Origin of the sequence: Sphingomonas sp. Leaf23, assembly GCF_001421585.1 — a bacterium.
Taxonomy (GTDB): Bacteria; Pseudomonadota; Alphaproteobacteria; order Sphingomonadales; family Sphingomonadaceae; genus Sphingomonas.
Genome location: NZ_LMKR01000002.1, coordinates 87,774 through 114,378 on the forward strand (window position 1 = coordinate 87,774; position 26,605 = coordinate 114,378).

Consider the following 26,605-nt stretch of genomic DNA (forward strand, 5'->3'; position numbering starts at 1 on the left):
TGGCGAAGTGGCTCGGCCCAAGGCCGGTGCCGCCTGAAATTGGCCATTTTGCCAATTCCCAAACAGACCCTAAATGGCCCGATGCTGCGCATCACCGAACTGAAACTGCCGCTCAACCATCCCGAGGAGGCTCTGGCCGCCGCGATCCGCGAACGGTTGCGGATCACGCCGCGCGACCTGATCCGCTACACCGTCGCCCGCCGCGCCCATGACGCGCGTGACAAGGACGATATCCAGCTCGTCTATTCGGTCGATGTTACCGTGAAGAACGAAGGGCAGGTGCTGAACCGGACCAAGCGCGACCGCAATGTCGGGCCGACGCCGGATACCGGCTATCGATTCGTGGCGAAGATGCCCGCCGACTATGCCGGGCCGCGCCCGATCGTCGTGGGTGCCGGCCCCTGCGGCCTGTTTGCCGGGCTGATCCTCGCCCAGATGGGGTTCCGTCCGATCATCCTCGAACGCGGCAAGGTGGTGCGGCAGCGCACGCAAGACACCTGGGGCCTGTGGCGTCGCAGCAAGCTGAACCCCGAATCGAACGTGCAGTTCGGCGAAGGGGGTGCCGGCACCTTTTCCGACGGCAAATTGTGGAGCCAGATCAAGGACCCACGGCATCTCGGCCGCAAGGTGCTGACCGAATTTGTGAAGGCCGGCGCTCCGCAAGAAATCCTGACCGAGGCGCACCCGCATATCGGCACCTTCCGCCTCGTCACCATGGTCGAATCGATGCGTGCGACCGTCGAGGAACTGGGCGGGGAATATCGCTTCTCGCAGCGGGTCGACGATATCGAACTGGAGACGCAAGCCGATGGCTCCCGGCGGCTGACGGGGTTGAAGCTGTCGACCGGCGAGACACTGGCGGCGGACGCCCCGGTGGTGCTGGCGCTGGGCCACAGCGCGCGCGACACCTTCCACATGCTCCACGATCGCGGCGTCTTTCTCGAAGCCAAGCCGTTTTCGGTCGGGGTGCGGATCGAACATCCGCAAAGCTGGATCGACCGTGCGCGCTTCGGGGCGTGCGCCGGCCATCCCGATCTGGGCGCGGCGGCTTACACGCTGTCGCATCACTGCACCAACCAGCGCACGGTCTACAGCTTCTGCATGTGTCCCGGCGGCACCGTCGTCGCCGCGACCTCCGAACCGGGCCGGGTCGCGACCAACGGCATGAGCCAGTATTCGCGCAACGAACGCAATGCCAATTCCGGCATCGTGGTCGGCATCGATCCGGCGCGCGACTATCCGGGCCACCCGCTGGCCGGCATCGCGTTCCAGCGGCAGCTGGAAGAGCGCGCCTATGCCGCCGGTGGTGGCGAGTATCGCGCGCCGGCGCAGCTGATCGGCGATTTCCTTGCCGGGCAACCCTCCACGGCGCTGCGCAGCGTGCTGCCGTCCTATCGCCCTGGCGTCACGCTGACCGACCTGTCCGAATGCCTGCCCGATTTCGCGATCACCGCGATGCGCGAGGCGCTGGTCGCGTTCGGGCGGACGATCCCCGGTTACGACCATCCCGATGCGGTGATGACCGGCGTGGAGACCCGCACCTCGTCGCCGGTACGGATCACGCGCGGCGATGATTTTCAGAGCGTCAATACCGCCAACCTGTTCCCGGCGGGCGAAGGCGCGGGCTATGCCGGCGGCATCCTGTCGGCGGCGGTCGACGGGATCAAGGTCGCCGAGGCCGTCGCGCGGGCGATGACCGGCAGGGTGTAAGGGCCGCCGCTATCGGTCGCCCTGACGGACGAACCGGTCCCGTCCCTGTCGCTTCGCATCGTACAGCAGCGCGTCGACCCGCTCGATCGCGGACAGCAGCGTTTCGCCCGGCGCGATGGTGACCATACCCGCCGACAGGGTGATGCCGTGGATCAGCGTGTCGCTTTCGCGCAGGCGATAGCGGCGTTCGCCGACGGCGATCCGCGCGCGTTGCAGCAGCACCTCCGCCTCGACGACATCGATCCCGGCGATCAGCACGGCGAATTCCTCGCCGCCATAGCGCGCGACCAGGTGGCCGGGACATTCGCGGACCAGCGTCGACCCGATCGCCCGCAGCACCCGGTCGCCGACCGGGTGGCCGTGCAGGTCGTTGATCGCCTTGAAATGGTCGACGTCGCACATCGCGACATGGACCGGCCCCTGCGTGATCGCTTCCACCGCCTCTTCGAACGCGCGGCGATTGGGCAGTTCGGTCAACGGGTCGCGGCGGGCATCGTCATGCGCGGCGGCCAGCTGTTCGCGCAGCTCGCTCGCCTCGCGCGTCGCCTGTTCCAGCCGCGCCTCGGCGATCTCGACCCGTGCGCGCATCGCGGCGGTGATCCGCGCGAGCTCGGCGATCGCGGTGCCGGCGCTCGCGACCGGCGTGGCACGTTCCAGCGCATCGGCACGCTCGGCCAGGTCGCGGCCGAAATCGCGGGTTTCGGTGCGCATCTCCGACACCATCGTCGCGAACCCGGCGACCTGGCGCAGCGTTTCGGTCACCAGGGCGGCAGCCTCGGCAGTCTCGGCAGCCGCCACAGCGACGGGTCCCGGCGGAACCGGGGCCGGTTCGACGGCCGGCGTCACCGCGACCGTTGCCGCCAGCGCATCGATCATGTTGCCCAGCTGCTCGACCTCCGGCCCGGTCAGGCGGATACCGCCATCGGTGCGCCGCGCCACCTCGACCGCCAGCGCACCGGCCGGTTCGCTGACGATGCGATAGGCAAAGCCGTAGTTGAGCGGCGTCGGGTCGAGCCGCTGGTCTTCCAGAAAGGCGAGGACGGCGTGGATCAGCCCGTGACCGGTCGATTCCCCGCCGCCATCGATTTTTTCCAGATACACGCAGGAGCCCTTCGTCCGTGCCCTGCACCCATCGTGCAGGGAAGTTCGGAACGGACCCTAGAGCGGCTTTGCTAAGATCGGGTTTCCCGGAAATTTACCGCACATGCACGATTGCGTACGGCCGATGCCGATGGGCTCAGCCGCGCTTGGCCAGCCCCCGTACCGCCTCCAGCGTGGTGCGGACATGGTCGGCCGGGTTCATGTCGGAATGGACGAATACGATCTTTCCGTCACGGCCAATGACATAGCTGGTGCGGGTGGTCATGGCGCGTGCCTTGCCATCGGCACCGGTCGGGCGATTGAGCGCCACGTCGAATCCCTGGATCACGCGCGGTCCTGCGCTCGCCACCGCGAAACGGCCGGCGCAATGCGCCTTCGAAAATTCCTGCAATTTCCCGATATCGTCGGCCGACATGCCGATCACGGTCGCGCCGGCCGCCTTGAAATCGTCCACCGCGTCGGCAAACGCCTTGGCCTCGGCATTGCAGCCGCCGGTAAATGCCGCCGGGAAGAAATAGAGGACGACCGGGCCTTTGCGGAGTTGTGAGCGCAGGTTGAGGGTAAACGCCTTCCCCGCGATCGCCGCCTGGGTGGTGAAGTCGGGTGCCCGTGCGCCCGGCGCCAGCGCGGCGGACAGCGGTGCGGCGAACGGCAGGGTCAGGGCAGCGGCGAGAAGGGCGAGACGCATCGAGTGGTTTCCTTGCGCGAAGTTGTCGTCATCCTAACAGCTTGCGCGCGCCGCGCCAGCGGTCCCGCGTCACCGGGTGAACGACACACCCAGCCGCGCGCTGGAACTGCGCAGTGCATAATCGTCGATCGCCTCGCCATAGCCGGCAAAGGCCTGTCCGAAGAGATAGATGCCGGTGCGCGCCAGCGGGTAGGACACATACAGCTCGCCCGCGCGGTGGCTGCCCAGCGGATTGCGCAGCGATGCGGCGATGCGCAGCCCATCGACCTGCCCGATCGCCCCGCCCAGCGACATGTTGCCCCAATAGCGGTCGAGATCGCGATAGCCGGTGCCGACATAGGTCCACAGCTTCGGCGTCGCCTCGACCTGCCAGTCGCCGCCGATCGGCAGGACATAGCTGGCCGAGGCGAAGACGCGGTTCACGTCGATCGATCCAGCATCGCGCCCGTTCGAATCATGGGCATAGCCCGCCGCCGCGACGATGCGGTCGTCGACCTGCCGCTGATAATAGACTTCGGGGCTGTAGTTCGTCGAACGGAACGGCCCGGAGGGACGGTCGATCGCCCAGAACATGGTCTGCGTCCAGGCAAGGCGCACCCCGTCCAGCGCGCCCGCCCCGTCGAACGGGCGAAAGGCGAGGCTGACCTGCAGCTTCGCCCCGTCCGACCCTAGCCCGAACGCACCATAGATCGGCGCATGCGGTTCGAACCGGGCGAGCAGGCCCGATACCTGCCCCTGCCCGGTCGGCACCACGGTTTCGCCCGACGCCATGACCGGCGTCGGTGTTGGCGGCGTTGGCGGCGCGGCGACCTGCATGGGCGCGATGCGGTAGCGAAGCGCGCGGAAACTGCCTGGTGCGACTCGCAGCGGTACCGCATCGACCGGCACGATCTTGAGCGGTACCTGATCGGCGGTGACGATCTCCATCGCCGCCGGCACCGCCTCCGCCTCGCTTGCCCCCTCGTTCAGCGCGAAGACGGTCACGCCCCCTTCCGCCGCCGCGACCGAGGCGAGCGGTTCGGCGACGATGCGCAGTTGCGGTTGGGCGGCGGCGGCGAGCAGGGCGAGGACGATCATGCGCCTGATGTGACAGGCATTTGCGACAACCGCGAGCATCGTTTGCGCTTTGGTGGCTCCCCCGCCTATCTGGCGGTTCGCAATATAAAGGCTCCCCATGCCCGTCACCGCCGCCGACCTGACCCTTGCCGCCCAGTTGGCCGATGCCGCCGGCGCCGCGATCCGCCCGCGCTTCCGCAGCAATTACGGGCTGGAGATCAAGGACGACGCCTCCCCCGTCACCCTGGCCGATCGCGAGGCGGAGGCGGCGATGCGTGCGATCATCGAACGCGAACGCCCGTCGGACGGCATCCAGGGCGAGGAATATGGCGTGGCGGAGGGGAGCAGCGGGCGCGTGTGGGTGCTCGACCCGATCGACGGCACCCGCTCGTTCATCGCCGGGCGGCCGATCTTTGGCACGTTGATCGCGCTGGTCGAGGATGGCTGGCCGGTGCTGGGCATCATCGACCAGCCGATCATCGGCGAACGCTGGATCGGCGCGGTCGGGCGCGGCACCACCTTCAACGGGCAACCGGCACAGACCCGCCGCTGCCGCACCCTGGCCGATGCACTGCTGGCGACGACCAGCCCGGCGCTGTTCGACGACGGCCAGCTCCACGGGTTCGAGCATGTCGAGGCGAAGGTGCGGTCGACGGTGCTGGGCGGCGACTGCTATTCCTACGGCACGCTGGCGTCGGGCCATATCGACCTGGTGGTCGAGGCGGGGCTGAAGCTGCACGATTTCGCCGCGCTGGTGCCCGTCGTCGAGGGCGCGGGCGGCACGATGAGCGACTGGTCGGGCGATCCGCTCCATGCCGGCAGCATCGGCGAGGTCATTGCGCTGGGCGATGCCGCGCGGCTGGAGGATGTCGTCGACCTGCTCGCCTGTCGCGGTCACTGATCCTTTTCTTCGCAACCGGGCCGGGCGCGCATCGTTGAGGATGCACGACCCGGTGAGCGAAGGAATATGACATGGGATTGTTTTCAAAGGATATTGCGACGCTGGACGACCTGTTCGTCCACCAGCTGCAGGATATCTATTACGCCGAGAACCAGATTCTGAAGGCGCTGCCGAAGATGGTGGCGAAGGCGACCGATCCCGAACTGAAGGCCGGGTTCGAACGGCATCTGGGTGAGACCGAAGGGCAGATCCGCCGGCTGGAACAGGTGTTCCAGCTCCATGGCGCGGCCAAGAAGGCGGTTACCTGTCCCGCGATCGACGGCATCATCAAGGAAGCGAACGAGGTCGCGGGCGAGATCGCCGACAAGAAGGTGCTCGACGCCGCGCTGATCGCGTCGGCCCAGGCGGTGGAGCATTACGAGATCACCCGCTACGGCACGCTGATCGCATGGGCACGGCAACTGGGCCGCGAGGATATCGCGGCATTGCTCGCCGAAACGCTGGCCGAGGAACGCGCCACCGACGAAAAGCTGACGACGATGGCCGAGCACAAGGTCAATGCGCAGGCCGAACTGGCCGACGTCTGAGGCAGGGGCGGGGTTGCCGACCCGCCCTTATTGCGGGCGACTGGTCAGGATCGGTCGCCCGTTGCTGGGACAGACCGGCATGCCCATCAGCCCGCAACGGGGCGTACCCTGCCGCAATCCATCCGCCTTGCGGTCGAAGACGGGGGTGTCGTCATCGAGTCGATAGCGGTCGTTCTTGCGTTCGGGGCACCCCAGCGCGCGCGGAGTGACGACGCAATTGACCGGATCGGTGATACCGAGCTTGGCCGACGCCGGCGCCGCCTGTGCCATGACCAGCAGCAATAGTATCGACATCGGCGCATTCCCCCTAAAAGATCGTTCGTTCCGAACGCCTTGCCCCGCCTTTGGTTGCTACTTCGCCAAGGGCCGCGCCCGACCGATGCTGCCGCCCCTACGGGTCGATGCGGTTACCCCGGCAAAGCCGCAGCCTTGCAGGAATGCCGACGTTCCGCACGCCGGTTGCGGCACCGCCAGCAGTCGTTCGCGCTCACCCAGCGCATCGACCACCTTTGGATCGCCCTCCGCCGGTGGCGTGGTCAGCGGGACGCGGAAGCGGTCGGCGGTGCGCGCGGCGCATACCACGATCTCGTCCGCCTCCGCATCGGTGCGACATGGCTGGACGATTTGCGTCAGCGACCGGGCGCGGGCGATCATCACCGATGCCGCGCCGCCGTCCTGCGCCATCGCTGCCAACAACATCCACGCCGTCATGCCCGTGCCTTTCGCAGCCGTTATACCGGGTTATCCACAACATGGCTTGCCCGACAAGGGCAGGTCGCCTATCGCCGTGTTTAATACGTTTAACGGCCGGAGCTTCGTCCAATGCAGCCTGTCAGCAACACCCTCGATCGCGTCCTCGTCCTCGAAATGGTGCGGGTCACCGAAGCCGCGGCGATCGCCGCGTCGACGCTGGTCGGGCGGGGCGACGAAAAGGCCGCCGACGCCGCCGCCGTCGAAGCAATGCGCGCCGCGCTGAACGAACTCTACATGGACGGCACCGTCGTGATCGGCGAGGGCGAGCGCGACGAGGCGCCGATGCTGTTCATCGGTGAAAAGGTGGGTCTGGGCAAAGGTCCCGAGATCGACATCGCGCTCGACCCGCTGGAGGGCACCACGATCTGCGCCACCGCCGGTCCGAACAGCCTTGCGGTGCTCGCCATCGCCGAAAAGGGCGGCCTGCTGAACGCGCCCGACGTCTATATGGACAAGATCGCGTGCGGGCCGGGCTATCCCGCCGGCACGATCGACCTCGACAAGTCGCCGACCGAGAACGTCAAGGCGGTGGCAGCGGCCAAGGGCGTCGATCCGCATGACATCATCGTCTGCGTCCTGAACCGCCCCCGCCACGAGGCGATGATCGCCGAGCTGCGCGCGGTCGGGTGCGGCGTGATGCTGATCGGCGACGGCGACGTGGCCGGCGTGATCGCGACCAGCGATCCCGACACCACCATCGACCTGTATATGGGCCAGGGCGGCGCACCGGAGGGCGTGCTGGCCGCCGCGGCGCTGCGCTGCACCGGCGGGCAGTTCAAGGGGCGGCTGGTGTTCCGCAACGACGACGAACGCGCCCGGGCGGCCAAGTGGGGCGTCACCGACCTCGACAAGCAGTACGACCTGACCGAGCTGGCGCGCGGCGACTGCATCTTTGCCGCGACCGGGGTGACCGACGGGTCGCTGCTGGCCGGCGTCAAGCGGATGCCGGGCAAGATGACCACCGAAAGCGTGGTGATGCGCGCCAGCTCGGGCACGGTACGCTGGGTGAAGGGCGAGCATCGGCTGTAACGGCGCGATTTGCTGATACCGTACCCCCGCGCAGGCGGGGGTCCAGGGTGCCACGCGCAACGCCGCGTTGTTGGCTCTGGACCCCCGCCTGCGCGGGGGTACGCGCGTCCGCACGGCCGGCTGGCGCAACCGCAGGGGTTCACGCCGCGTTCAATGCGCCGGCCCTACCCCCATGCCCCAACCTTACGGAGAAGTTTCATGCGCCCGTTCGCGCTCGCCCTTGGTCCCGTGCTGGCTGTTGCCGCCCCCGTCGCCCTGCATGCACAGGCGCCGCAGAACGACCTGGCGTCGGTCCAGCGGCATCTGGCGGCGACGCAGACGATGACCGCGAATTTCTCGCAGACCGATCGTAACGGGCGGGTGCTCACCGGTCAGCTGACGCTGAAGAAGCCGGGCAAGATCCGGTTCCAATATGAAAAGGGCGTGCCGATCCTGCTCGTATCGGATGGCAAGTCGCTCTATTTCCTCGACTATCAGGTCGGGCAGAAGCAGCGCTGGCCGATCGGCAATTCGCCGCTCGGCATCCTGTTGAACCCCGAACGCGATGCGTCGAAGTTCGCGCGCGTCGTGCCGTCGAACGATCCGCGAATCGTCAGCGTCGAGGCCTATGATCCCAAGCGCCCCGAATATGGCCGGATCACGATGATCTTCGCACGACAGGCCTCCGCGCCCGCCGGGCTGATGCTGCAGGGCTGGGTCGCGCTCGATGCGCAGGCGAACCGGACGACGGTGCGGCTGACCAACCAGCAGTTCAACGTGCCCGTCGCCGATAATGCCTTCCGCTTCAACGAACCGCGTCGCGCACGGCGGTGACGCGACGAACCGAGTGGCTGATTCCAAAAATACGGGTGACGTTCATCCTGGCGACAGGTTCGCGATCCTATTGCTGATCTCGCGGTGTTGGAGCGCGTCCGGGATTTTCCCCCCTGTTGCCCGGGTCTCCAACGCCCGCCTGCGTGACCAACGCTAGGTCGGCCCTCGCTCCATGCCCCCGGAGCGGGGGCCTTTCTGTTTATGGGTCCGAATCGGCGTCGCGCGCTATCTGGCGTCGCCGCGTTTGCGACGATACAGGCGTTGGCCATGGACACGCTTTCGGTCGCTTCGTGGAACATCAATTCCGTCCGCTTCCGCATGGATATCGTCGAGAAATTCCTGCGCGAGGCGCAGCCCGACGTGCTGTGCCTGCAGGAAACGAAGGTCGTGAACCAGGATTTCCCGCACGATCCGCTGCGGCGGCTGGGCTATACCCATATCGCGATCAACGGGCAGCGGATGCACCACGGTGTCGCGGTCGTTTCGAAGGTGCCGTTGGCCGAGGATGACCGGCTCGACTGGCAGGCCAATGGCGAGGCGCGGCATATCGGCGTGCGGCTGGCGAACGGCCTGCGGATCGAAAACGTCTATATCCCGGCGGGCGGCGACGTGCCCGACCGCGACGTGAACCCGAAATTCGGCCAGAAGCTGGATTTCATCGAGCGCATGACGACGTGGTCGGCGGGGCTGTCGGGCATCCCGACGCTGCTGGTCGGCGACTTCAACATCGCGCCGCTGGAAAGCGACGTGTGGAGCCACAAGCAGCTGCTTGATGTCGTCAGCCATACGCCGGTCGAGGTTGCGGCACTGGCGCGGTTGCAGGCGGCGAACGACTGGGTGGATCTGGGGCGGCAGTTCGTGCCGGCGCCTGCGCGGCTGTTCACGTGGTGGAGCTACCGCGCCAAGGACTGGGCGGCGTCGGATCGCGGGCGGCGGCTCGACCACATGTGGGCCAGCCGCGACGTGGCGGCCAGGGCGACCGCGCACCGGGTGTACGAGGATGCGCGCAGCTGGCTGAAGCCCAGCGACCATATCCCGATCGTGACCGAGTTCGCATTTTGAGCGAGACCCGCGACGTCGCCCGCGCGATCGACGCGCTGCGGCGCGGCTGGGCGATCGCGATTGCCGCACCCGGCGAGCCGCCGCTGACGCTGCTGCCGATCGAGACGGCCGATGCGACCCGGCTGGGCGATTTCGATCCCGACCGGCAGGCGCATATCCTGCTGTCGTTCGGGAGGGCGGAAACGTTGCGCATCGTTAACCAGCGTGCCGCGGCCGAGCCCGACCAGCCGGTGTCGATCCGGCGGGAGGCGTGGACCGATTTCGCCGCCGCGACCGCACTGGCCGATCCGCAGCTCGATTTGGCGACGCCGATGAAGGGTCCGTTTCGCGGCATCGAATCGCCCGCGCCGATCGCCGCCGCCGCCGCGCTGCGCCTCGCCCGGATCGCGGGGCTGCTGCCGGCCTTTTTCGCGGGCGGTGTGGGAGCCGAGGTGACGATCACCCCGGCGGCGATCGACGCGCATGAGGATGCGAACCGGTTGGCGATCGTCGCGCGGGCGAAGCTGCCGGTGGCGGGTGCCGAACACAGCGAGATTGTCGCGTTCCGCACCCCCGATGCGGCGGGCGAGCAGGTCGCGCTGGTCATCGGCCAGCCCGATGGCCGGCCACCACTGGTCCGGCTGCACAGCGAATGCCTGACCGGCGACGTGCTCGGCAGCCTGAAATGCGATTGCGGGCCGCAGCTGCACGCCGCGATCCATGCGATTGCCGACGCCAACTGGGGCATCCTGCTGTACCTGCGGCAGGAGGGGCGCGGGATCGGTCTGGTCAACAAGCTGCGTGCCTATGCGTTGCAGGACCAGGGGTTCGATACGGTCGATGCCAATACCCGGCTGGGCTTTGCGATCGACGCGCGCGATTTCGGGGTTGCCGGGCGGATGCTGTCGCTGCTGGGGCAGCGGCAGGTGCGCCTGCTGACCAACAACCCGGCCAAGGTCGCCGGGCTGGAAGCGACCGGCATCACCGTGATCGAACGGGTCGCGCACCACTTGCCGCCCAATCCGCACAACGAACGCTATCTGGCGACCAAGCGCGACCGTACCGGGCATCAGTTGTAGATCAACGACTTTCCGACTGAAGATACGCGATCAGGTCGGCGCGCTCCATCGGATCGCGCACCCCGGCAAACGCCATGCGCGTGCCCGGCACCACCTGCATCGGCGCCGCGAGCCACGCGTCCATCCGCGCCGCGTCCCAGCGCCCGCCATGGTCGATCAGCGCCTGGGTATAGCCGAAACGCGGGTTGCTCGCGACCGCGCGGCCCAGAATGCCGTGGAGGTTGGGTCCGGCCAGCGACTGCCCGCCCGCGCCGATCGTGTGGCACGCCGCGCACTGGCCAAAGGCGCGGCGCCCGGCATCGACATCGGCGACCCGCAGCAGGGCGGTCAGGTCGGGGTTTGCCCCGGCACGACGCAGGCGATCGGCCCGGTCGGCATCCCCGCCGCCACAGCCGGCAAGAAACAGGCACAGGCCCGTCAGCACGACCCGCATCAGCGGTTCCGACGACGCAGCGTTTCCCACGCGATCCGCTGCAACGCGGCGGCCTGCTGCCCCGTCAGCCCGAGATCGGCGGCCGACCGCTCGCCCGCACCCAGCCGGCGGACGTCGTACCGGGTTACCCGGCCGAAGATGGTCAGCGCCTCCAGATAATAGCCCGCCGCGCTGCCGTGATAATGGTCGTCGGCCCACAGCCCCAGCTTGCCCGGATCGATCCCGTCATAGGGATTGGCATCGGCGACCCCGGTCGCGATCGCCCGGTTCCATGCCGACCCGACCGGGATGGTGCCCGATATGCCACGCGTGGTCCGCGCCACCCGGCGGTTCGCGGCAGCCAGGTCATTGGCCATCGCCGCAATCGGCTTGCCCGACCAGCGGCTGCCGGGGCGATAGGTCAGGTCGGCGCGCGACCAGGTTTCGACCAGCTCGACCTGCGCCTGTCGGTTCCGCGCATGGACCAACGCGGCGAGTTGCCCGGCGGCGATGCCGTGGCGCGTCGGGTCACCCGGATTATCGGCATCGAGCGTCGAATAGCCCTGCAGGATCACCACGTCCCAACGCCGGTCGATCGCCGCGCGCTTGTTCGCATAATGGAACGCCAGGTCCTTGCCCGGCGACGTTTCGAGCGAGACGGTCCAGTCCAGCCCCGCCTGTTCGGCAAAGCTGCGGAACAGCGCCGGCACGCCGCCAATGCCTTCGCGGTTCAGGTCGGTAACGCTGTCGGGGCGATACTGTTGGACCGGCGCTCCCGCGCCGAAGGTGAAGCTGTTGCCGACGAACAGGATATCGCGCGCGGCGGCGGGCGCCGCGACGAGCAGGACGGCAGCGATGCCGGAGAGAAAGCGAACCATGGCGGCACCATATCGGATCGCCGCGAAGCCGCCCACCCCGGCGTCAGGCAGCGGCGGCGGCAGCGAATTCGCCGCGCAAATCCTCGATCGTCGCGGTCAGGTGGCTGGTCAGCATGGTCTGCACCGCATCGGCATCGCGCGCCAGCCACGCCTCCAGCAGCGCGCGATGTTCGTCCTGCGCGCGGCTGCCGCGACCGGCGGGGCGCAGATGCGCGACGACATAGCGTTCGGCCAGCACCGACAGCCGCTGCACCAGGTCGATGGTCAGGTCGCGCCCGGCCGCCGCGACCAGCGCGGCGTGGAAGGCGCGATTGCGCGCCGCTGCATCCAGCAGGTCGTGTTCGGGCCCGTCCAGCAGCCGGTCGAACGAATCGATCGCCGCCGCACGGTAACGGTCGTCGGCATGGCGCGCGGCATAGGCGGCGGCACTCGGCTCGACGGCGATGCGCAGTTCGTAGATTTCCTCGGCCTGCGACGCCGACATCGGGCGGACGGTATAGCCGCGGTTGGCCTGTCCCGCGACCAGCCCTTCCTGTTCCAGCCGGGCCAGCGCCTCGCGCAGCGGAATCTTGCTGACGCCCAGTTCGCTGGCCAGCGCGTCCTGCCGGATCGGCACGGTTTCGGGCAGCGCACCGCTGACGATCCGTTCGCGGACGATTTCGAACACGCGATCCGACAGGGTTCGAACGACGATGGTCACGCTGCATTCCTTTGCGAAGCGGTCCGTTACCGGATCACGGGGGAGAGGTCGCCCGTCACCGGGTCATCCGAAAGTAGTACATATTCAAAATATACTAGTGCAAGCAATCCCCCCGTGACAGCGGTTACCCCAAAGGGAGTGTTCGTAACGATTGCACGGCTGGGCGCAGGGCGGGTTGTCGCCGGCGAAACGGCGTGGAACGATCGCGGTCGATGGTTGCGTTCCACCGGTCGATCCTGATGTCGTTGCTGTTGTTGTCGGCCTGTGTCGGGGGCGAGCGCCGCGATGATGCGCCGCCGCCGCCCCGCCCCGTCGCACAGCGCCCCTCCGGCCCGGTGACGCTGCCGGGCCAGACGCCGCGCGACACCCAGCAATGCTTTGCCGGCCTGTCGAAGGCGGAGGTCCGCTTCAGCCCGCTGCCCGATCGCGATTACGGGTCGGGCTGCGTCGTGCTGGGCGCGGTGCAGCTGCTCGACATCGGGGTGCCGGTCGCGGGCCTGAAGGCGATTCGCTGTCCCGCCGCGCGTGCGCTGGTCGGCTGGGTCCGCTATGGCGTGCGCCCCGCCGCGCGGCAGATACTGGGCAGCGACGTGGTAAAGATCGACAGCTATGGCACCTATGCCTGTCGCGGCATCATCGGCGGCGGCCCGCGATCCGCCGGGCGGGTGTCCGAACATGGCCTTGCCAATGCGGTCGATATCGGCGGCTTCACCCTCGCCGACGGGCGGCGGATCGTGCTGGAGCGCGACTGGAACAGCGAGGACCCGCAGATCCGTGAGTTCCTGCGCATCGTCCACCGTTCGGCCTGCAAGCGCTTCGTCACCACGCTCGGCCCCGATTATAACGCCGCGCACCGCAACCACTTTCATTTCGACATGGGCGGACGACCGCTCTGCCGCTGACGCATCCCGCTTGCCGCGTCCAAAAGCCGTGCTGAGGGTGCAGGCCCCTAAATGGCAACGGCCGGGACGGAGCCGAAGCTGATGCACGGATAGGAGCAAGGAGGGAGCGATGCACAAGCATCGTGACCGCCGCGCGACGGGGTCCCCGCAAAGTACTACTTTGCGGGGTGCCCCGACACCGCCGTGCATCAGCTTCGGCCCGCCGCTTCGCGGTCGCCGTGGGAAGACCGCTAGCCGCGTCGCTTGCTTGCGCGTGGCGCCGCCACGCGTCTGCGCTACGCTCCTTGCCAGCGGCCTTCCCACGGCGATCACGGCCATTGCCGTTTAGGGGCCTGCACCCTACAACCCTGTCACCTATGACCGATACAAAAGTACCGTCCCGCGTGTTCCGCGGGGCCAAGCAGGAAGCCGAAGCGGCCCGCGCGCAGCTGTCGACCCCCCAGACCGAACACCCCGCCTATCGGCTGGCATTCCAGGACATGGAATTCCTGCTGCGCGAGGATTTGCGCCCGGTGCGGTTCCAGCTCGAACTGCTCAAGCCTTCGCTGCTGCTCGACGAGGCGAACATCGCCTCGACCTTCGTCATCTATGGCTCGGCACGGATTCCCGAGCCGGAAAAGGCCGAGATGCTGCTGGAGCTGGCGCAGGACGACAAGGCCCGCGCCATCGCCGAACGGATTGTCGCCAAGTCGCATTATTACGACGTGGCGCGCGAACTGGCGTTCCATGCCAGCCAGTTCCCTGATGACGTCAACGGCAAGCGCCACTTCGTCGTGTGTTCGGGCGGCGGCCCGTCGATCATGGAAGCCGCCAATCGCGGCGCGAACGAAGCCGGTGCCGAATCGATCGGCCTGAACATCGTCCTGCCGCACGAACAGGCGCCGAACCCCTACGTCACCCCGGCGCTGTCGATGCAGTTCCACTATTTCGCGCTGCGCAAGATGCACTTCCTGCTGCGCGCCCGCGCGGTGGCGGTGTTCCCCGGCGGCTTCGGCACGTTCGACGAGAGCTTCGAGCTGCTGACGCTGATCCAGACCGGCAAGATCGAGCCGATCCCGGTGCTGTTCTATGGCCGCGAATTCTGGGATCGGGTCGTCAATTGGGACGCGCTGGTCGAAGAGGGCGTGATTTCGGAACGCGACCTCGACCTCATCACCTTCGTCGAGACGGCGGAGGAAGGGTGGAATGTCGTGAAGAAATTCTACGAGGATCGGAAGTAAGGGGCGGCAGAAGCTCGCCCTTAATTCCACGTCCCCCCGGACCTGATCCGGGGGGACGTTGCTTTCGCGGGGGTCAGCGCGCCAGCGCCTCGGCGATCAGCTTGCGCGTATTGTCGATGCCGTACAGCGCAATGAAGCTGCCCATGCGCGGGCCCTGCGCCGTGCCGAGCAGCGTTTCGTAGCAGGCCTTGAACCAGTCCCGCAGCGACTCGAACCCGGCGGTCTTGCCGATCTCGTACACCGCGTTCTGGATATCCTCGGCACTCGCATCCGCCGGCATCGCGGCAAGATCGGCATCGAGCCGTTCGAGCGCGGCGCGCTCCACCTCGGTCGGGGCGCGGCGTTCGGGCTTGTCGGCCACGTCGCGGACATAGGCGAGCGCATGGTCGATCAGCGCGTCGAGCGCCGGATACCGCTCGGCCGAGGCATCCTCGACATAATTGGCAAGATAGCCCCACACCTGCGGCTTGGTCGCCTCGCCCATCACCCCGACGAGGTTAAGCAGCAGCCCGAACGTTACCGGCAGCGTTTCGGCGGGCGGCGGGCCGCCATGGATGTGGTGGACCGGGTTGCCCAGCTGCTGTTCGATCGGCTGGGCGGCATAGTTGCCGCGGAACTGCCAATATTCGTCGATCGCGCGCGGGATCACGCCCAGATGGAGCTGCTTGGCCTTTTTCGGTTCGCGATAGGCGTAGAAGGCGACGCTTTCGGGCGGGCCATAGGTCAGCCATTGTTCGAGGCTGAGGCCGTTGCCCTTTGACTTCGAAATCTTTTGGCCATGTTCGTCGAGGAACATCTCGTAGTTAAAGCCCTCGGGCGGGCGAGCGCCCAGCACACGGGCGATCTTCGACGATTGGGTGACCGAATCGATCAGGTCCTTGCCCGCCATCTCGTAATCGACGCCCAGTGCCGCCCAGCGCATCGCCCAGTCGACCTTCCACTGCAGCTTCGCGCCGCCCGACAGGATCGATTGTTCGACACGGGTATCGCCGTCCATGAACGCGACCATGCCGGTATCGGCGTCCAGCACCTCGACCGGGACCTGCAACACGATGCCGCTGGTCGGCGAAATCGGCAGCACCGGCGAATAGGTCGCGCGGCGTTCGGCGCCCAGCGTCGGCAGCATGATGTCGAGGATCGCCTGCATGTTGCGCAGCACGCCCTTCAGCGCATCGTCGAACCGGCCCCCACGATAATAGTCGGTCGACGACGCGAACTCATAGTCGAAGCCGTACTGGTCGAGGAACGCGCGCAGCCGGGCGTTGTTGTGCGCGGCAAAGCTTTGATGCGTGCCGAACGGATCGGGGATTTCGCTCAGCGGCTTGCCCAGATGTTCGCGCAGCATGTCGCCGTTCGGCACATTGTCCGGCACCTTGCGCAGGCCGTCCATATCGTCCGAAAACGCGATCAGCCGCGTCGGCTGGTCCGACAATTCCATGAACGCCTTGCGCACCATCGTCGTGCGCAGCACTTCGTTGAACGTGCCGATATGCGGCAGGCCCGACGGACCATAGCCGGTTTCGAACAGGATCGGTGCACCGCCGGGCTTGCCGTCCGGATAGCGCTTCAACAGCTTGCGCGCCTCCTCATACGGCCAAGCCTTTGAAACCAATGCTGCATCGCGAAGTGTGGGGTCAGTCATCGTCATCAGATACGCGGTTGGCCGCGATATTTCCACCGGTTGCGATGCAACCATTCGCATGGCTGGACGTAGCGTGTTGCGATGATCGTATCCGACGCACCCCGCCTGCCCCGTATCGTCGCCGAAGTCTGGAAACCGGCGCTCGCGCTGTTCGTCTGGGACGTGATCGTGACGATCGTGTACTTCGTCCTGCCGTTCAAGGCGCCGTCGCTGCCGCTGACGCTGTTCGGCTCGGCGTTGGCGCTGTTCCTCGGCTTCCGCGTCAATTCGGCTTATGCCCGCTGGTGGGAAGCGCGCTCGCTGTGGGGGCTGATGATCAACGCCTCGCGCAACCTGGCGCGTGCGTCGATCTCCTTCATCGGGCCGGAGGATGACGGGCAGAAGCGCGATCTGAAGCGGTCGATCGTGCTGCGCCATATCGCTTATGTGAATGCGCTGCGCTGCCAGTTGCGCCGGCTCGATTCGAAGGACGAGGTGCATCGCTTCCTGTCGCGCGACGAGGCGGGCGAACCGCTCGGCCGGACCAACGTCGCCAACGGTCTGCTCGACGGTACCGGCTCGCGCATTGCCCAGGCGCGGCGGCAGGGCTGGATCGACAGCATCCAGCAGACCAGCCTCGAAAGCGTGCTGATCGACATCGCCAACGCGCAGGGCGGCATGGAGCGGATCAAGAACACGCCGCTGCCGGTGCAATATCGCTTCCTGCCGTCGCTGTTCACCCGCCTGTTCTGCGTCGTCCTGCCGATCGGGCTGGTCGAGACGCTGGGCATCGCGACTCCGCTCGGATCGGGCTTGGCGGGGCTGATGTTCCTTGCAGTGTTGCAGATCGGCGAGGATCTGGCCGACCCCTTTGCCAACACCGTTCACGACCTGCCGCTGACCGGCATGTGCCGGACGATCGAGATCGACCTGTTGCAGGCGATCGGTGATCCTGCCCCCGAGCCGCTGACCCCGGCCAAGGGCGTGCTGTGGTGATGGAACGTCGCGTCGGCTGAAACGATTGGCTGTCGAGAGGTGACCGATGGCCGACGAACACAAACCGACCAAGAAGATGGCGGCGAACGCCGAAAAGGGTCTGAAACTGCGCGAAGAATTCGACCGCGGCGGGACCGAGGTCGGCGTGAAGCGCGCGAAACAGATCGTCGAGGGCGGGCCGATGTCCGATGCCGACGTGAAATCGATGCACAGCTATTTCGCGCGGCATAAGGTCGACAAGGATACGAAGGCGCATAGCTGGGGCGACGACAACGATCCGTCGGCGGGCTATATCGCGTGGCTGCTCTGGGGTGGCGATGAAGGCCGCGACTGGGCGGAACGGCAGCACGAACAGCTCGACAGCTAAAATCCTCCCCGCCTGCGGGGAGGGGGACCATCCGGAGGATGGTGGAGGGGGATCGCCGCGCAACGCAACCGGTTCGTAGCGTGGACACCCCCCTCCACCAGCTACGCTGGTCCCCCTCCCCGTGCCGGGGAGGATCTGGCGCCGTTCCACTTCCGTTCCTGACACCGAAACGCTAAGGCGGTGCCATGCTCCCCTACCCCGCCCTGCACGCCAGCCATTCGGGCGTCTGGATCGCGACGGCCGATGGCACGCGCGAGGTCAGTCGGGGGGAGGCGATCGCGCTGGTCGCCGATACGCCGACGATCGTCCTCAATGCGCCGCTGATCGGACAGCGGCTGGGCTATGCCGAGCTGTCGGGGCTGGACCTGCTTGAGCTATTCGCCTTCGTCCATCCCGCGCGCTTCGCGGTGCCGACGCCCAAGGGGATCGCACAGGCGCTCGAACTGCCCCTGCCGACCGACGAAGCCGGTATCGCCGACCTGTTGCGCGCGGCCGCGGCGGCGCTGATCGCGACCGCTTCCGCGCCGTGGAGCGAACAGGAAGGGGCGTGGACCGCCGCGCAGTCGCTATTCCGGCTGCGCTGGCCATGGGCGCCGGCGCTGGGACAGGTGCTGCCCAAGCCCGACACCGCCGAACGCTGGCTGTTCAGCAAGCTGCCCGAATGGGAGGAGGTACCGCCGCGCGTCAACCCGCGCACGGTGACGCTGGCCCCCGATGCGGTGGCCGAGCGGCTGGCGACACTGACCGGAAGCAGCGCGGAGGCCCGGCCGGGCCAGCGCGCCTTTGCCGCCGCCGCCGCCGATGCGTTTGCCCCGCGTGTCGCGCGCGATACGCCGAACCTGGTGCTGGCAGAGGCCGGGACCGGCATCGGCAAGACGCTGGGCTATCTCGCGCCGACCTCGCTCTGGGCGCAGGCCGCCGATGGCGCGGTGTGGGTGTCGACCTTTACCAAGGCGCTGCAACGCCAGCTCGCGCAGGAAAGCACCCGCGTCTATCCCGATCCGGCCGAGCGCCGGGCCAAGGTCGTGACGCGCAAGGGGCGCGAGAATTATCTGTGCCTGCTGAACCTGGAAGACGCGCTGCAAGGCGGGTTTCAGGGGCGGGCGGCGGTGCTGGCGCAGCTGGTCGCGCGCTGGGCGGCATATAGCGCCGATGGCGACATGGTGGGCGGCGACCTGCCCGGCTGGCTGCCGACGCTGTTCCGCCGCAACGGATCGACCGCGCTGACCGACCGGCGCGGCGAATGCATCTATGCCGGCTGCCCGCATTACCGGAAATGCTTCATCGAACGCGCGGCGCGGGCATCGGCGCAGGCCGATATCGTCATCGCCAACCATGCGCTGGTGATGGTCAACGCCGCGCGCGGGCGCGAAACCGGCACCCGCCCGACCCGCTATGTCTTCGACGAAGGGCATCACCTGTTCGAGGCCGCCGACGCGATGTTCTCCGCCGCGCTGACCGGTGCCGAGGCGATCGAGATTCGCCGCTGGGTGCTGGGGCCGGAGGGCGGCGGGCGCGGGCGGCGGCGCGGGCTGGCGGCGCGGCTGTCCGACGTGGCGAGCTATGACGCGGCGGGCGGCGAGGCGGTGGCGGCGGCGGTCGATGCCGCGCGGCTGCTCCCGGCAGAGGGATGGCTGGCGCGGATTCAGGAGGGCAATGCCTTTGGCCCTGTCGAGGAACTGCTGGCCTGCGTGCGCGGCGCGGTGTTCGCGCGGGCGAAGGATGGCGAGGCGGGATACGGGCTGGAGACCGAGCTTAGCGAACCGCCGCCCGAACTGGTCGATGCCGCCGGGCCGGCCGCGCAGGCGCTGGACGCGCTGCTCCGCCCGCTGATTGCGCTGGGCAAGCGGCTGGAGGCAGTGCTGACCGAGGGGCCCGACTGGATGGACGGCCCGGCGCGCGCGCGGATCGAGGGGGCGATCGCCTCGCTCGGCTGGCGGGCGGAGACGGTGGCGGCATGGGGCCGGCTGCTCGCGCGGATCGGCGGCCCGGTCGATCCCGATTTCGTCGACTGGATGACGGTCGATCGGGTCGAGGGGCGCGAGTACGACATGGGGCTGCACCGCCACTGGCTCGACCCCAGCCGCCCCTTTGCCGAAACCGTGCTGAAGCCCGCGCATGGCGTGCTGGTCACCTCCGCGACCCTCCGCGCCGGCGGCGACTGGACGCAAGCCGACGCGCGGGTCGGTGCGCCACACCTGCTGCGCCAGCCGACCCATTTCGAAGCGGTCAGCCCGTTCGCCTATGCGCAGCAGGCAGAGGTGCTGATCGTCACCGATGTGAAGAAGGGCGACCTGCCCGCGCTCGCCAATGCCTATGGCCGGCTGATCGTCGCGGCGGGCGGCGGCACGCTCGGGCTGTTCACCGCGATCCGGCGGTTGCGCGGGGTCCATGCGCGGATCGCCGACCGGTTGGCGCGCGACGGGCTGCCGCTCTATGCCCAGCATGTCGACCCGATCGATACCGGCACGCTGGTCGACATCTTTCGCGACGATCCCCGCGCCTCGCTGATCGGCACCGATGCACTGCGCGACGGGGTGGACGTGCCCGGCCATTCGCTGCGCATGGTGGTGATGGAGGGGGTGCCGTGGGTAAAGCCCGGCGTGCTCCACGCCGCGCGGCGACTGGCCGGGGGGGGCAGCGCCTATGACGACCGCATGGTGCGTGCCCGGCTGGCGCAGGCGTTCGGGCGGCTGATCCGGCGTGCCGACGATCGCGGGCTGTTCGTGCTGCTGTCCGCCGCCATGCCCTCGCGGTTGCTGGGCGCGTTTCCCGAAGGCACGCCGATCGTCCGCTGCACGCTGGACGAAGCGGTGGCGCGCGCCCTTTCCTTAGGGTCCGAAGTCGGGCATGGGGCGCAGGCCCTGCCGATGGAGCCATTGCGATGAAGACGCTGACGCTGCTGCGCCATGCCAAGTCGGGCTGGGACGATCCGGCACTCAGCGATTACGATCGCCCCCTGAACGCCAAGGGTGCCCGCGCCGCCACCGCGATGGGCGCGCATGTCCGACAGGCGGGACTGACGTTCGATACCGTCGTCGCCAGTTCGGCGAAGCGCGTGGTCGAGACGCTGGAGCATTTCCGCCGCGGCTACGGCACCCTGCCCGATGCGCGGCACGACCGCACGCTGTACCTCGCCTCCGCCGGCACCATGCTGGACATCATCCGCGCGCTGCCCGCCGATGCAGATCGCGCGCTGCTGGTCGGGCATAATCCGGGGCTGGAGGATCTGGTCCTGCTGCTGTCGGCCGAGAGCAATCCGCTGCGCGGCGCGGTCGAGGAGAAGTTTCCGACCGCCAGCGTCGCGGTGCTGGAGCTTTCCGACCGCTGGACCGATGCCTGCGATGGCTGCGGGCATCTGACCAGTTTCGTGCGGCCGCGCGATCTCGACCCCTCGCTGGGGCCGAATCACGATTAGCGGCTATGCGTGCTGTTGGCCGGCGGCACGGCGGGGCAGGATCGCCACCAGCAGGACGATCGCCGTCGCCAGCACCGCCGATGCCAGCGGGCGGCTGAAGGCCAGTCCGCCATGGTCGAGCGGCTTGTCGAGGAAATCGCCGACCGCCGCACCCAGCGGACGGGTCAGGATAAACGCTGCCCAGAACAGCCCGACCCGGCTGATGGCGGTAGTGGCATAGAGGATGACGAGCAGCGCAAGTCCGGCGGCAAAGACGCCCGCCGCGCCGCCATAGCCCAAGCCACCGGTATCGGCGAGCCAATCGCCCAGCGCGGTGCCGAGCGTCTGCGACAGGGTGATGGTGATCCAGTAGAACAGCTCGGCGCGCGGTTCGTGCACGCTGTCGACCGAGATCGATCCCAGGGCACCATACCATGCAAACAGCGCGACCAGCACCAGCGCGAGCAGCAAGGTCGAGCCGCCGGTGTAGCCGATCCCCAGCGAACGCGTGGCGAAATCGGCCATGGTCGTGCCCGCCGTCGTGGAAGCGATGATCGTCGCCCAGTACAGGGACGGGCGATACTGTTTTGCTCTGATCTGCAAGGCGACCAATAGGACCAGCAGGCCGAGGAAGATCGCGCTGCCGACCAGATAGCCGAGGTCGAGCGTCATGCTGACCGTATCGCCGGCGGTTTCGCCGAGCGTCGTCGCCAGGACCTTGATGACCCAGAAGCCGAGGGTAACAGCCGGAACCTTGACCAACGTGTCGCGCATATCGTCGGACAGGGGCATGGCAGCGTCGCTCCGCGGTCGATCCTGGCAGATGGAATACCCCTAATCGACGGGATGCTCCAGTAGCGACCAGCGTGCGCTCAGCGCGCCGCCAGCCGCCGCGCGAAATACACCTCGACCGCGCGCTCGACGCTTTTGGCGATCGCGCGACGCCCCTCGACCGAATCCAGCCGCTGTGCGTCGGCGTCGTTCGACAGATAGCCGGTTTCGAACAGGATCGAGGGCAGGTCCGGGGCCTTGAGCACCATCAGCGACGCCATGCGGTGGTAATTGGGCTTGAGCGGGATGACCCCGGTCGCCTCGCGTCCCAGCAGCCGGGCGAAACCGGCCGAGGCGTTCATCGTCTCGCGCTGGGTCAGGTCGATCAGGATCGAGGAAATGTCGGCGCTCTGCCGGCCGAGGTCGACGCCGGCGAGGATATCCGCCTTGTTCTCACGCGCGGCAAGGCGTGCGGCTTCGCGGTCGGAGGCGACTTCGGACAAGGTGTAGATGCTGGCGCCGGTCGCCTGCGGATTGTCGGCGCTGTCGCAATGGATCGAGATGAACAGGCTGGCCCCCAGCCGCCGCGCGATCGCATAGCGTTCCTGTAGCACGAGGAACTCGTCGCGGTCGCGGGTCAGCGCCACGCGCACCCGTCCGCTCGCCAGCAGCGCGTCGCGCACCGCCCGCGCGGTCTTCAGCGTCAGGTCCTTTTCCTGCATCCCGCCATGGGGCGAGATCGCACCCGGATCGTGCCCGCCATGGCCGGCATCGATCACGACGAGCGGCCGGTCGGTATCGCCCTCGATCCGGGGCAGGCGCTGGTTGCGGCGGCGGCTGGGCACGGGGATCGATACGGTCGCGCGCTGCCGGGCGTCGACGATCATCGCCGCCGACGACGACGCCGGCACGACCGTCGCCATCGCGATCTGCGGCTGGAACCGCATCCGCCCGGCCGTGGTCGCGCGGGCATAGCGCTCGGGCGCAACCCCGTTCAGCGTTAGGGTCAGCCGCCGGCCATCGTCCGAAAAGCGGCCGGCGGTGACCATCAGCGGCCGGTCGAGGTCGAACACGATCCGGCTGCCGCCGTCGCGCACCCCCTGCCGCACCGCGCGCACCGACCCGCCCGATTCGCTGCGCCCGCCGGGGCGCACGCCATCGAGGTCGACGACCAGCCGGTCGGGACCGCCCAGCACGAAGCTGGAGGCGCCGGTCGCGGCACGATCGAGGCGGATGACGATGCGATCCGACCCGGCATCCACGCTGTCGACCGTTTGCGCAGCGACAGGCAGGCCGAACCAGATCGACAGAAAGGCGAGCCAGGCACCCATCGGCGCGCTATGCCGTCCAATCGCGTTTTCGGTCCAGCGCAAATCCATGGACGTGGTGCCCGCTTCCCTTTTTCCCGAAGCACCGACCTACGCCCACGCGGTTCAACCTGCGGTGAACCAGCACGCTGAATCCGGCTTTAACCATTTATTCGGATTTGCTTCGCTACCGAAACGACCGCGCCGACGCTGTTGCCGTTGGCGACACCGGGTGCTACGCCCCTAATTACGTCGGTCCCGGACATGGTTCGGGGAAACCGATGCGACACCCCCAAAGCGTACCCGCTCCACGGGGTTTAACCAGGTTGATGTTCGCATGTGGCAAGTTCCGTCCCGTACCGCCTGTGCCGCTGTCGCGGCCGGCGTCGGGGCGACAATTGTCCACCCGGAACTTTCCGGGCTGCCCATGCCAGCAGACGCATATCCCAGCAATCGCGCGCAGGCACCGGGCATGACCCCCGCCGCGCGTTTAGGCGCGCCGACTGGCACGGCCGTCCGGCGCGCCCGGAGACAGTATCATGACCACGCGGATGTTGATCGACGCACGCCACCGGGAGGAAACCCGGGTCGCCGTCGTCAAGGGTAACCGGATCGAGGAATTCGATTTCGAATCGGCCGAGCGCAAGCAGCTCAAGGGCAATATCTATCTGGCCAAGGTGACGCGGGTCGAACCGTCGTTGCAGGCGGCGTTCGTCGATTACGGCGGCAATCGCCACGGCTTCCTCGCCTTTTCGGAAATCCACCCCGACTATTATCAGATCCCGAAGGAAGACCGCGACGCGCTGCTCGCCGAAGAGGCCGAGCACGCCGCCGAGGAAGCCGCGCTGCGTGCCGGCGACCATGACGACGACCTCGATTACGACGATCACGACGACGAGCATGAGGATGGCGTCGAAGTCGTCGAGCGTGACGAGGACGATGACGACCATCACGACGAGGAGGAAGGCGAAGCCCCGGCGCGTCGTCCGCGCAAGGGCAGTGGCGACGATGCCGCGGTCGAGGCGCTGCGCCAGCGCCGGCTGAACCTGCGCCGCCGCTACAAGATCCAGGACGTGATCCGCCGTCGGCAGGTGCTGCTGGTACAGGTCGTGAAGGAAGAGCGCGGCAACAAGGGCGCGGCGCTGACCACGTACCTGTCGCTCGCCGGTCGCTATTGCGTGCTGATGCCCAACACCGCGCATGGCGGCGGCATTTCGCGCAAGATCAGTTCGGCCGCTGACCGCAAGCGGTTGAAGTCGATCATGGCCGAACTGACGCTGCCGGCGTCGATGGGCTGCATCGTCCGCACCGCCGGGCTGCAGCGGTCGCGCCAGGAGATCAAGCGCGACTTCGACTATCTCGCCCGCCTGTGGGACGGGATTCGCGATCAGACACTGACGTCGTCGGCGCCTGCGCTGGTCTATGGCGACAGCGATCTGGTGAAGCGCGCGATCCGCGACATCTATAACAAGGATGTCGACGAGGTGATCGTCGAGGGCGAGGACGGTTTCCGCCACGCCAAGGAATATATGCGCCTCCTGATGCCCGCGCACGCGCGCCGCGTGAAGCAATATGCCGACGCCGTGCCGCTGTTCCAGCGCGCGCATGTCGAGGATCAGCTGGCCGCGATGTACAATCCGGTCGTGCAACTGAAATCGGGCGGGTATCTGGTCATCAACCCGACCGAGGCGCTGGTGTCGATCGACATCAACTCCGGCCGGTCGACCCGCGAACATAATATCGAACAGACCGCGACCGCGACCAATCTCGAAGCGGCGCAGGAAATCGCGCGCCAGCTGCGGCTGCGCGACATGGCCGGTCTGGTCGTCATCGACTTCATCGACATGGACCATGGCTCGAACGTCCGTAAGGTCGAGAAGGCGATGAAGGAGGCGCTGAAGAACGATCGCGCCCGTATCCAGGTCGGCCGCATCTCCGCCTTCGGCCTGATGGAAATGAGCCGCCAGCGGCTGCGCACTGGCGTGCTGGAGGCATCGACCCGCCAGTGCCCGCATTGCGAGGGCACCGGCCTGGTCCGCACCGCGTCGTCGGCGGGCCTGTCGGCGCTGCGCCTGATCGAGGACGAGGCGGCACGCGGTCGCGGGTCTCTGATCCAGCTGCGCGCCAGCCAGGAAGCCGCCTTCTATGTGCTGAACAAGAAGCGCGCCGACATCGCCGAGGTCGAGGACCGGTACGGCGTGACCGTCGAGATCGTGCCCGATGCCGAGATCGAAGGCGCGCGCATGGCGGTCGAGGCATCGGGCCCGCCGCCCGCGCACCCGCCCAAGATCGAGCCGCTGGTCATCGTCGACGATGAAGACGACGCCTATGACGAGATCGAGGACGAAATCGACGAAGAGGTCGAGGACGAAGCGGTCGAGGAAACCGCCCGTGCGCCGCGTGGAGACGATGAAGGCGAAGGTCGCGGCAAGCGCCGCCGCCGCCGTCGCGGACGTCGCGGTCGCAACCGGGAGGAAGGCGAGGCCGGCGATGACGCCGACACTGCCGAAGATGCGGACGAGGAAGGCGAAGACGAGGACGAGGCGGACGCCGAGGTTGCGGCCGACACCGCCGCGCCCGAAGCCGAGCAGGGCGACGAGGGCACCAAGCGCAAGCGTCGCCGTCGCGGCCGTCGCGGTGGCCGTCGTGGCGACGGTGCGTTCGATGCCGCCGATGGCGCCGGCACGGTCGCCGATCTGCCCGCCGAGGACGATGCGACTGACGAAGCGGTCGAAGCCCCGGCCGCGATCGAACCGGTTGCCGAGCCTGACGTCGTCGAGGCCGCCCCTGCTGCCCCGGCGCCCAAGCGTACCCGTCGTCGCCCGAGCGCACGCGCCAAAGTCGAAGGCGTGACCGACGCGGCTCCGGCCGAACTGGTCACCGTCGAGGCCAGCGACGCCGCACCGATCGTGACCCCCGAACCGGCAGCAACGCCGAAGGTCGAGGTCGAGCCGGCGGCGGAAGCGCCCAAGCCGAAGCGGACCCGCAAGCGCAAGGTCGATGCCGCGCCGGTCGTCGAGGCGGAAGCCGAAGCGGAGGCCCCCGCCCCGGCCGTCGAAGCAGAAACGGAAGCCGCGCCCAAGAAGCGCCGCGCGCCCCGCCGCAAGGCAGCGGCTCCGGTAGAGGCACCCGTGGAAGAAGCCGCTCCGGCGGAAGAAACCGTCACGGTCGAAGCGGAAACGCCGGACGCACCGACGGAGGACGCCGACGGTTCGGCATCGCCGCGTCGCGGCTGGTGGCAGCGCACCTTCGGCAACTGATCGAAGGCGGACGGAA

General features: G+C 67.9%; 25 protein-coding genes. 14 read left to right on the forward strand and 11 right to left on the reverse strand.

Features of this window, described 5'->3' with window-relative positions:
• Positions 1-81: 81 nt before the first annotated feature.
• Entirely contained in the window at positions 82-1,710 is a 1,629-nt protein-coding gene (locus ASE67_RS04185; RefSeq protein WP_055757146.1) for an NAD(P)/FAD-dependent oxidoreductase, read from the forward strand.
• Positions 1,711-1,719: 9 nt separating this feature from the next.
• Here ASE67_RS04185 and ASE67_RS04190 read toward each other — a convergent pair whose 3' ends face one another.
• The 3 genes from ASE67_RS04190 to ASE67_RS04200 form a co-directional block, all read right to left on the reverse strand.
• Complete coding sequence (locus tag ASE67_RS04190) at positions 1,720-2,811, reverse strand: GGDEF domain-containing protein (protein WP_055757148.1); 1,092 nt, start codon at positions 2,809-2,811, stop codon at positions 1,720-1,722.
• 136 nt (positions 2,812-2,947) lie between these two features.
• On the reverse strand, positions 2,948-3,499 hold the full coding sequence (locus tag ASE67_RS04195) for a peroxiredoxin (RefSeq protein WP_055757151.1): 552 nt from the start codon (positions 3,497-3,499) through the stop codon (positions 2,948-2,950).
• Positions 3,500-3,568: 69 nt separating this feature from the next.
• Entirely contained in the window at positions 3,569-4,576 is a 1,008-nt protein-coding gene (locus ASE67_RS04200) for a phospholipase A (RefSeq protein ID WP_055757153.1), read from the reverse strand.
• Between the two features lie 97 nt (positions 4,577-4,673).
• On the opposite strand from ASE67_RS04200, the gene hisN reads away from it, so the two are divergent.
• Positions 4,674-5,456, forward strand: a complete 783-nt coding sequence (hisN, locus tag ASE67_RS04205) for a histidinol-phosphatase (RefSeq protein ID WP_055757154.1) — start codon at positions 4,674-4,676, stop codon at positions 5,454-5,456.
• A gap of 71 nt (positions 5,457-5,527) precedes the next feature.
• On the forward strand, positions 5,528-6,043 hold the full coding sequence (locus ASE67_RS04210; RefSeq protein WP_055757157.1) for a YciE/YciF ferroxidase family protein: 516 nt from the start codon (positions 5,528-5,530) through the stop codon (positions 6,041-6,043).
• Positions 6,044-6,070: 27 nt separating this feature from the next.
• On the opposite strand, the gene ASE67_RS04215 is transcribed toward ASE67_RS04210, so the two are convergent.
• Positions 6,071-6,337 (reverse strand): hypothetical protein, encoded by a 267-nt coding sequence (locus ASE67_RS04215; RefSeq protein ID WP_055757159.1) that lies wholly within the window; start codon positions 6,335-6,337, stop codon positions 6,071-6,073.
• A gap of 57 nt (positions 6,338-6,394) precedes the next feature.
• On the reverse strand, positions 6,395-6,754 hold the full coding sequence (locus ASE67_RS04220) for a hypothetical protein (protein ID WP_055757161.1): 360 nt from the start codon (positions 6,752-6,754) through the stop codon (positions 6,395-6,397).
• A gap of 111 nt (positions 6,755-6,865) precedes the next feature.
• Between ASE67_RS04220 and glpX the strand changes: the two genes are divergently transcribed.
• The 4 genes from glpX (at position 6,866) to ribA (ending at position 10,758) form a co-directional block, all read left to right on the forward strand.
• Positions 6,866-7,825 (forward strand): class II fructose-bisphosphatase, encoded by a 960-nt coding sequence (glpX, locus tag ASE67_RS04225; protein WP_055757163.1) that lies wholly within the window; start codon positions 6,866-6,868, stop codon positions 7,823-7,825.
• Between the two features lie 198 nt (positions 7,826-8,023).
• Positions 8,024-8,638 carry a LolA family protein gene (locus tag ASE67_RS04230; protein ID WP_055757165.1) on the forward strand — a complete coding sequence of 205 codons (615 nt, stop codon included), beginning with the start codon at positions 8,024-8,026 and terminating at the stop codon, positions 8,636-8,638.
• A 267-nt stretch (positions 8,639-8,905) separates the two neighbouring features.
• Complete coding sequence (locus tag ASE67_RS04235; protein ID WP_055759089.1) at positions 8,906-9,700, forward strand: exodeoxyribonuclease III; 795 nt, start codon at positions 8,906-8,908, stop codon at positions 9,698-9,700.
• Positions 9,697-10,758 carry a GTP cyclohydrolase II gene (gene ribA, locus ASE67_RS04240; RefSeq protein WP_443025526.1) on the forward strand — a complete coding sequence of 354 codons (1,062 nt, stop codon included), beginning with the start codon at positions 9,697-9,699 and terminating at the stop codon, positions 10,756-10,758. The genes ASE67_RS04235 and ribA overlap by 4 nt, the downstream gene beginning before the upstream one ends.
• 1 nt (position 10,759) lies before the next feature.
• Here the strand turns inward: ribA and ASE67_RS04245 are convergent, their stop codons facing one another.
• Genes ASE67_RS04245 through ASE67_RS04255 form a run of 3 tightly spaced genes read right to left on the reverse strand, consistent with a single transcriptional unit; the run spans position 10,760 to position 12,748 of the window.
• The gene (locus ASE67_RS04245; RefSeq protein WP_055757167.1) at positions 10,760-11,191 is read right to left on the reverse strand and encodes a c-type cytochrome; all 432 of its coding nucleotides are present in this window, start codon (positions 11,189-11,191) and stop codon (positions 10,760-10,762) included.
• Positions 11,191-12,048, reverse strand: a complete 858-nt coding sequence (locus ASE67_RS04250; protein WP_055759094.1) for a glycosyl transferase family 1 — start codon at positions 12,046-12,048, stop codon at positions 11,191-11,193. Before ASE67_RS04250 ends, ASE67_RS04245 begins: the two co-directional genes overlap by 1 nt.
• Positions 12,049-12,091: 43 nt before the next feature.
• Positions 12,092-12,748, reverse strand: a complete 657-nt coding sequence (locus ASE67_RS04255; protein WP_055757169.1) for a GntR family transcriptional regulator — start codon at positions 12,746-12,748, stop codon at positions 12,092-12,094.
• A 212-nt stretch (positions 12,749-12,960) separates the two neighbouring features.
• Here ASE67_RS04255 and ASE67_RS04260 point away from each other — a divergent pair, with 212 nt between their 5' ends.
• Positions 12,961-13,650, forward strand: a complete 690-nt coding sequence (locus ASE67_RS04260; RefSeq protein ID WP_055759097.1) for an extensin family protein — start codon at positions 12,961-12,963, stop codon at positions 13,648-13,650.
• 356 nt (positions 13,651-14,006) lie between these two features.
• The gene (locus tag ASE67_RS04265) at positions 14,007-14,870 is read left to right on the forward strand and encodes a TIGR00730 family Rossman fold protein (protein WP_055757171.1); all 864 of its coding nucleotides are present in this window, start codon (positions 14,007-14,009) and stop codon (positions 14,868-14,870) included.
• A gap of 73 nt (positions 14,871-14,943) precedes the next feature.
• On the opposite strand, the gene ASE67_RS04270 is transcribed toward ASE67_RS04265, so the two are convergent.
• A complete protein-coding gene (locus ASE67_RS04270; protein WP_055759100.1) occupies positions 14,944-16,518 on the reverse strand; it encodes a lysine--tRNA ligase in 1,575 nt (524 codons plus the stop codon).
• 75 nt (positions 16,519-16,593) lie between these two features.
• Here ASE67_RS04270 and ASE67_RS04275 point away from each other — a divergent pair, with 75 nt between their 5' ends.
• The 4 genes from ASE67_RS04275 (at position 16,594) to ASE67_RS04290 (ending at position 21,272) form a co-directional block, all read left to right on the forward strand.
• Positions 16,594-17,487 (forward strand): bestrophin family protein, encoded by an 894-nt coding sequence (locus tag ASE67_RS04275; protein WP_055757173.1) that lies wholly within the window; start codon positions 16,594-16,596, stop codon positions 17,485-17,487.
• A gap of 46 nt (positions 17,488-17,533) precedes the next feature.
• Positions 17,534-17,854: a hypothetical protein gene (locus ASE67_RS04280; RefSeq protein WP_055757175.1), complete on the forward strand. Its 321-nt coding sequence runs from the start codon at positions 17,534-17,536 to the stop codon at positions 17,852-17,854.
• Between the two features lie 185 nt (positions 17,855-18,039).
• The gene (locus tag ASE67_RS04285) at positions 18,040-20,742 is read left to right on the forward strand and encodes an ATP-dependent DNA helicase (RefSeq protein ID WP_055757178.1); all 2,703 of its coding nucleotides are present in this window, start codon (positions 18,040-18,042) and stop codon (positions 20,740-20,742) included.
• Positions 20,739-21,272 carry a SixA phosphatase family protein gene (locus tag ASE67_RS04290; protein ID WP_055757180.1) on the forward strand — a complete coding sequence of 178 codons (534 nt, stop codon included), beginning with the start codon at positions 20,739-20,741 and terminating at the stop codon, positions 21,270-21,272. Before ASE67_RS04285 ends, ASE67_RS04290 begins: the two co-directional genes overlap by 4 nt.
• A gap of 3 nt (positions 21,273-21,275) precedes the next feature.
• Here ASE67_RS04290 and ASE67_RS04295 read toward each other — a convergent pair whose 3' ends face one another.
• Together ASE67_RS04295 and ASE67_RS04300 are read right to left on the reverse strand one after the other, a co-directional pair.
• Positions 21,276-22,043 (reverse strand): COG4705 family protein, encoded by a 768-nt coding sequence (locus ASE67_RS04295; RefSeq protein WP_235511795.1) that lies wholly within the window; start codon positions 22,041-22,043, stop codon positions 21,276-21,278.
• An 80-nt stretch (positions 22,044-22,123) separates the two neighbouring features.
• Positions 22,124-23,353 (reverse strand): N-acetylmuramoyl-L-alanine amidase, encoded by a 1,230-nt coding sequence (locus tag ASE67_RS04300; protein ID WP_055759106.1) that lies wholly within the window; start codon positions 23,351-23,353, stop codon positions 22,124-22,126.
• A gap of 515 nt (positions 23,354-23,868) precedes the next feature.
• Between ASE67_RS04300 and ASE67_RS04305 the strand changes: the two genes are divergently transcribed.
• Positions 23,869-26,589 (forward strand): Rne/Rng family ribonuclease, encoded by a 2,721-nt coding sequence (locus ASE67_RS04305; protein WP_200922171.1) that lies wholly within the window; start codon positions 23,869-23,871, stop codon positions 26,587-26,589.
• The last annotated feature ends 16 nt before the right edge of the window (positions 26,590-26,605 follow it).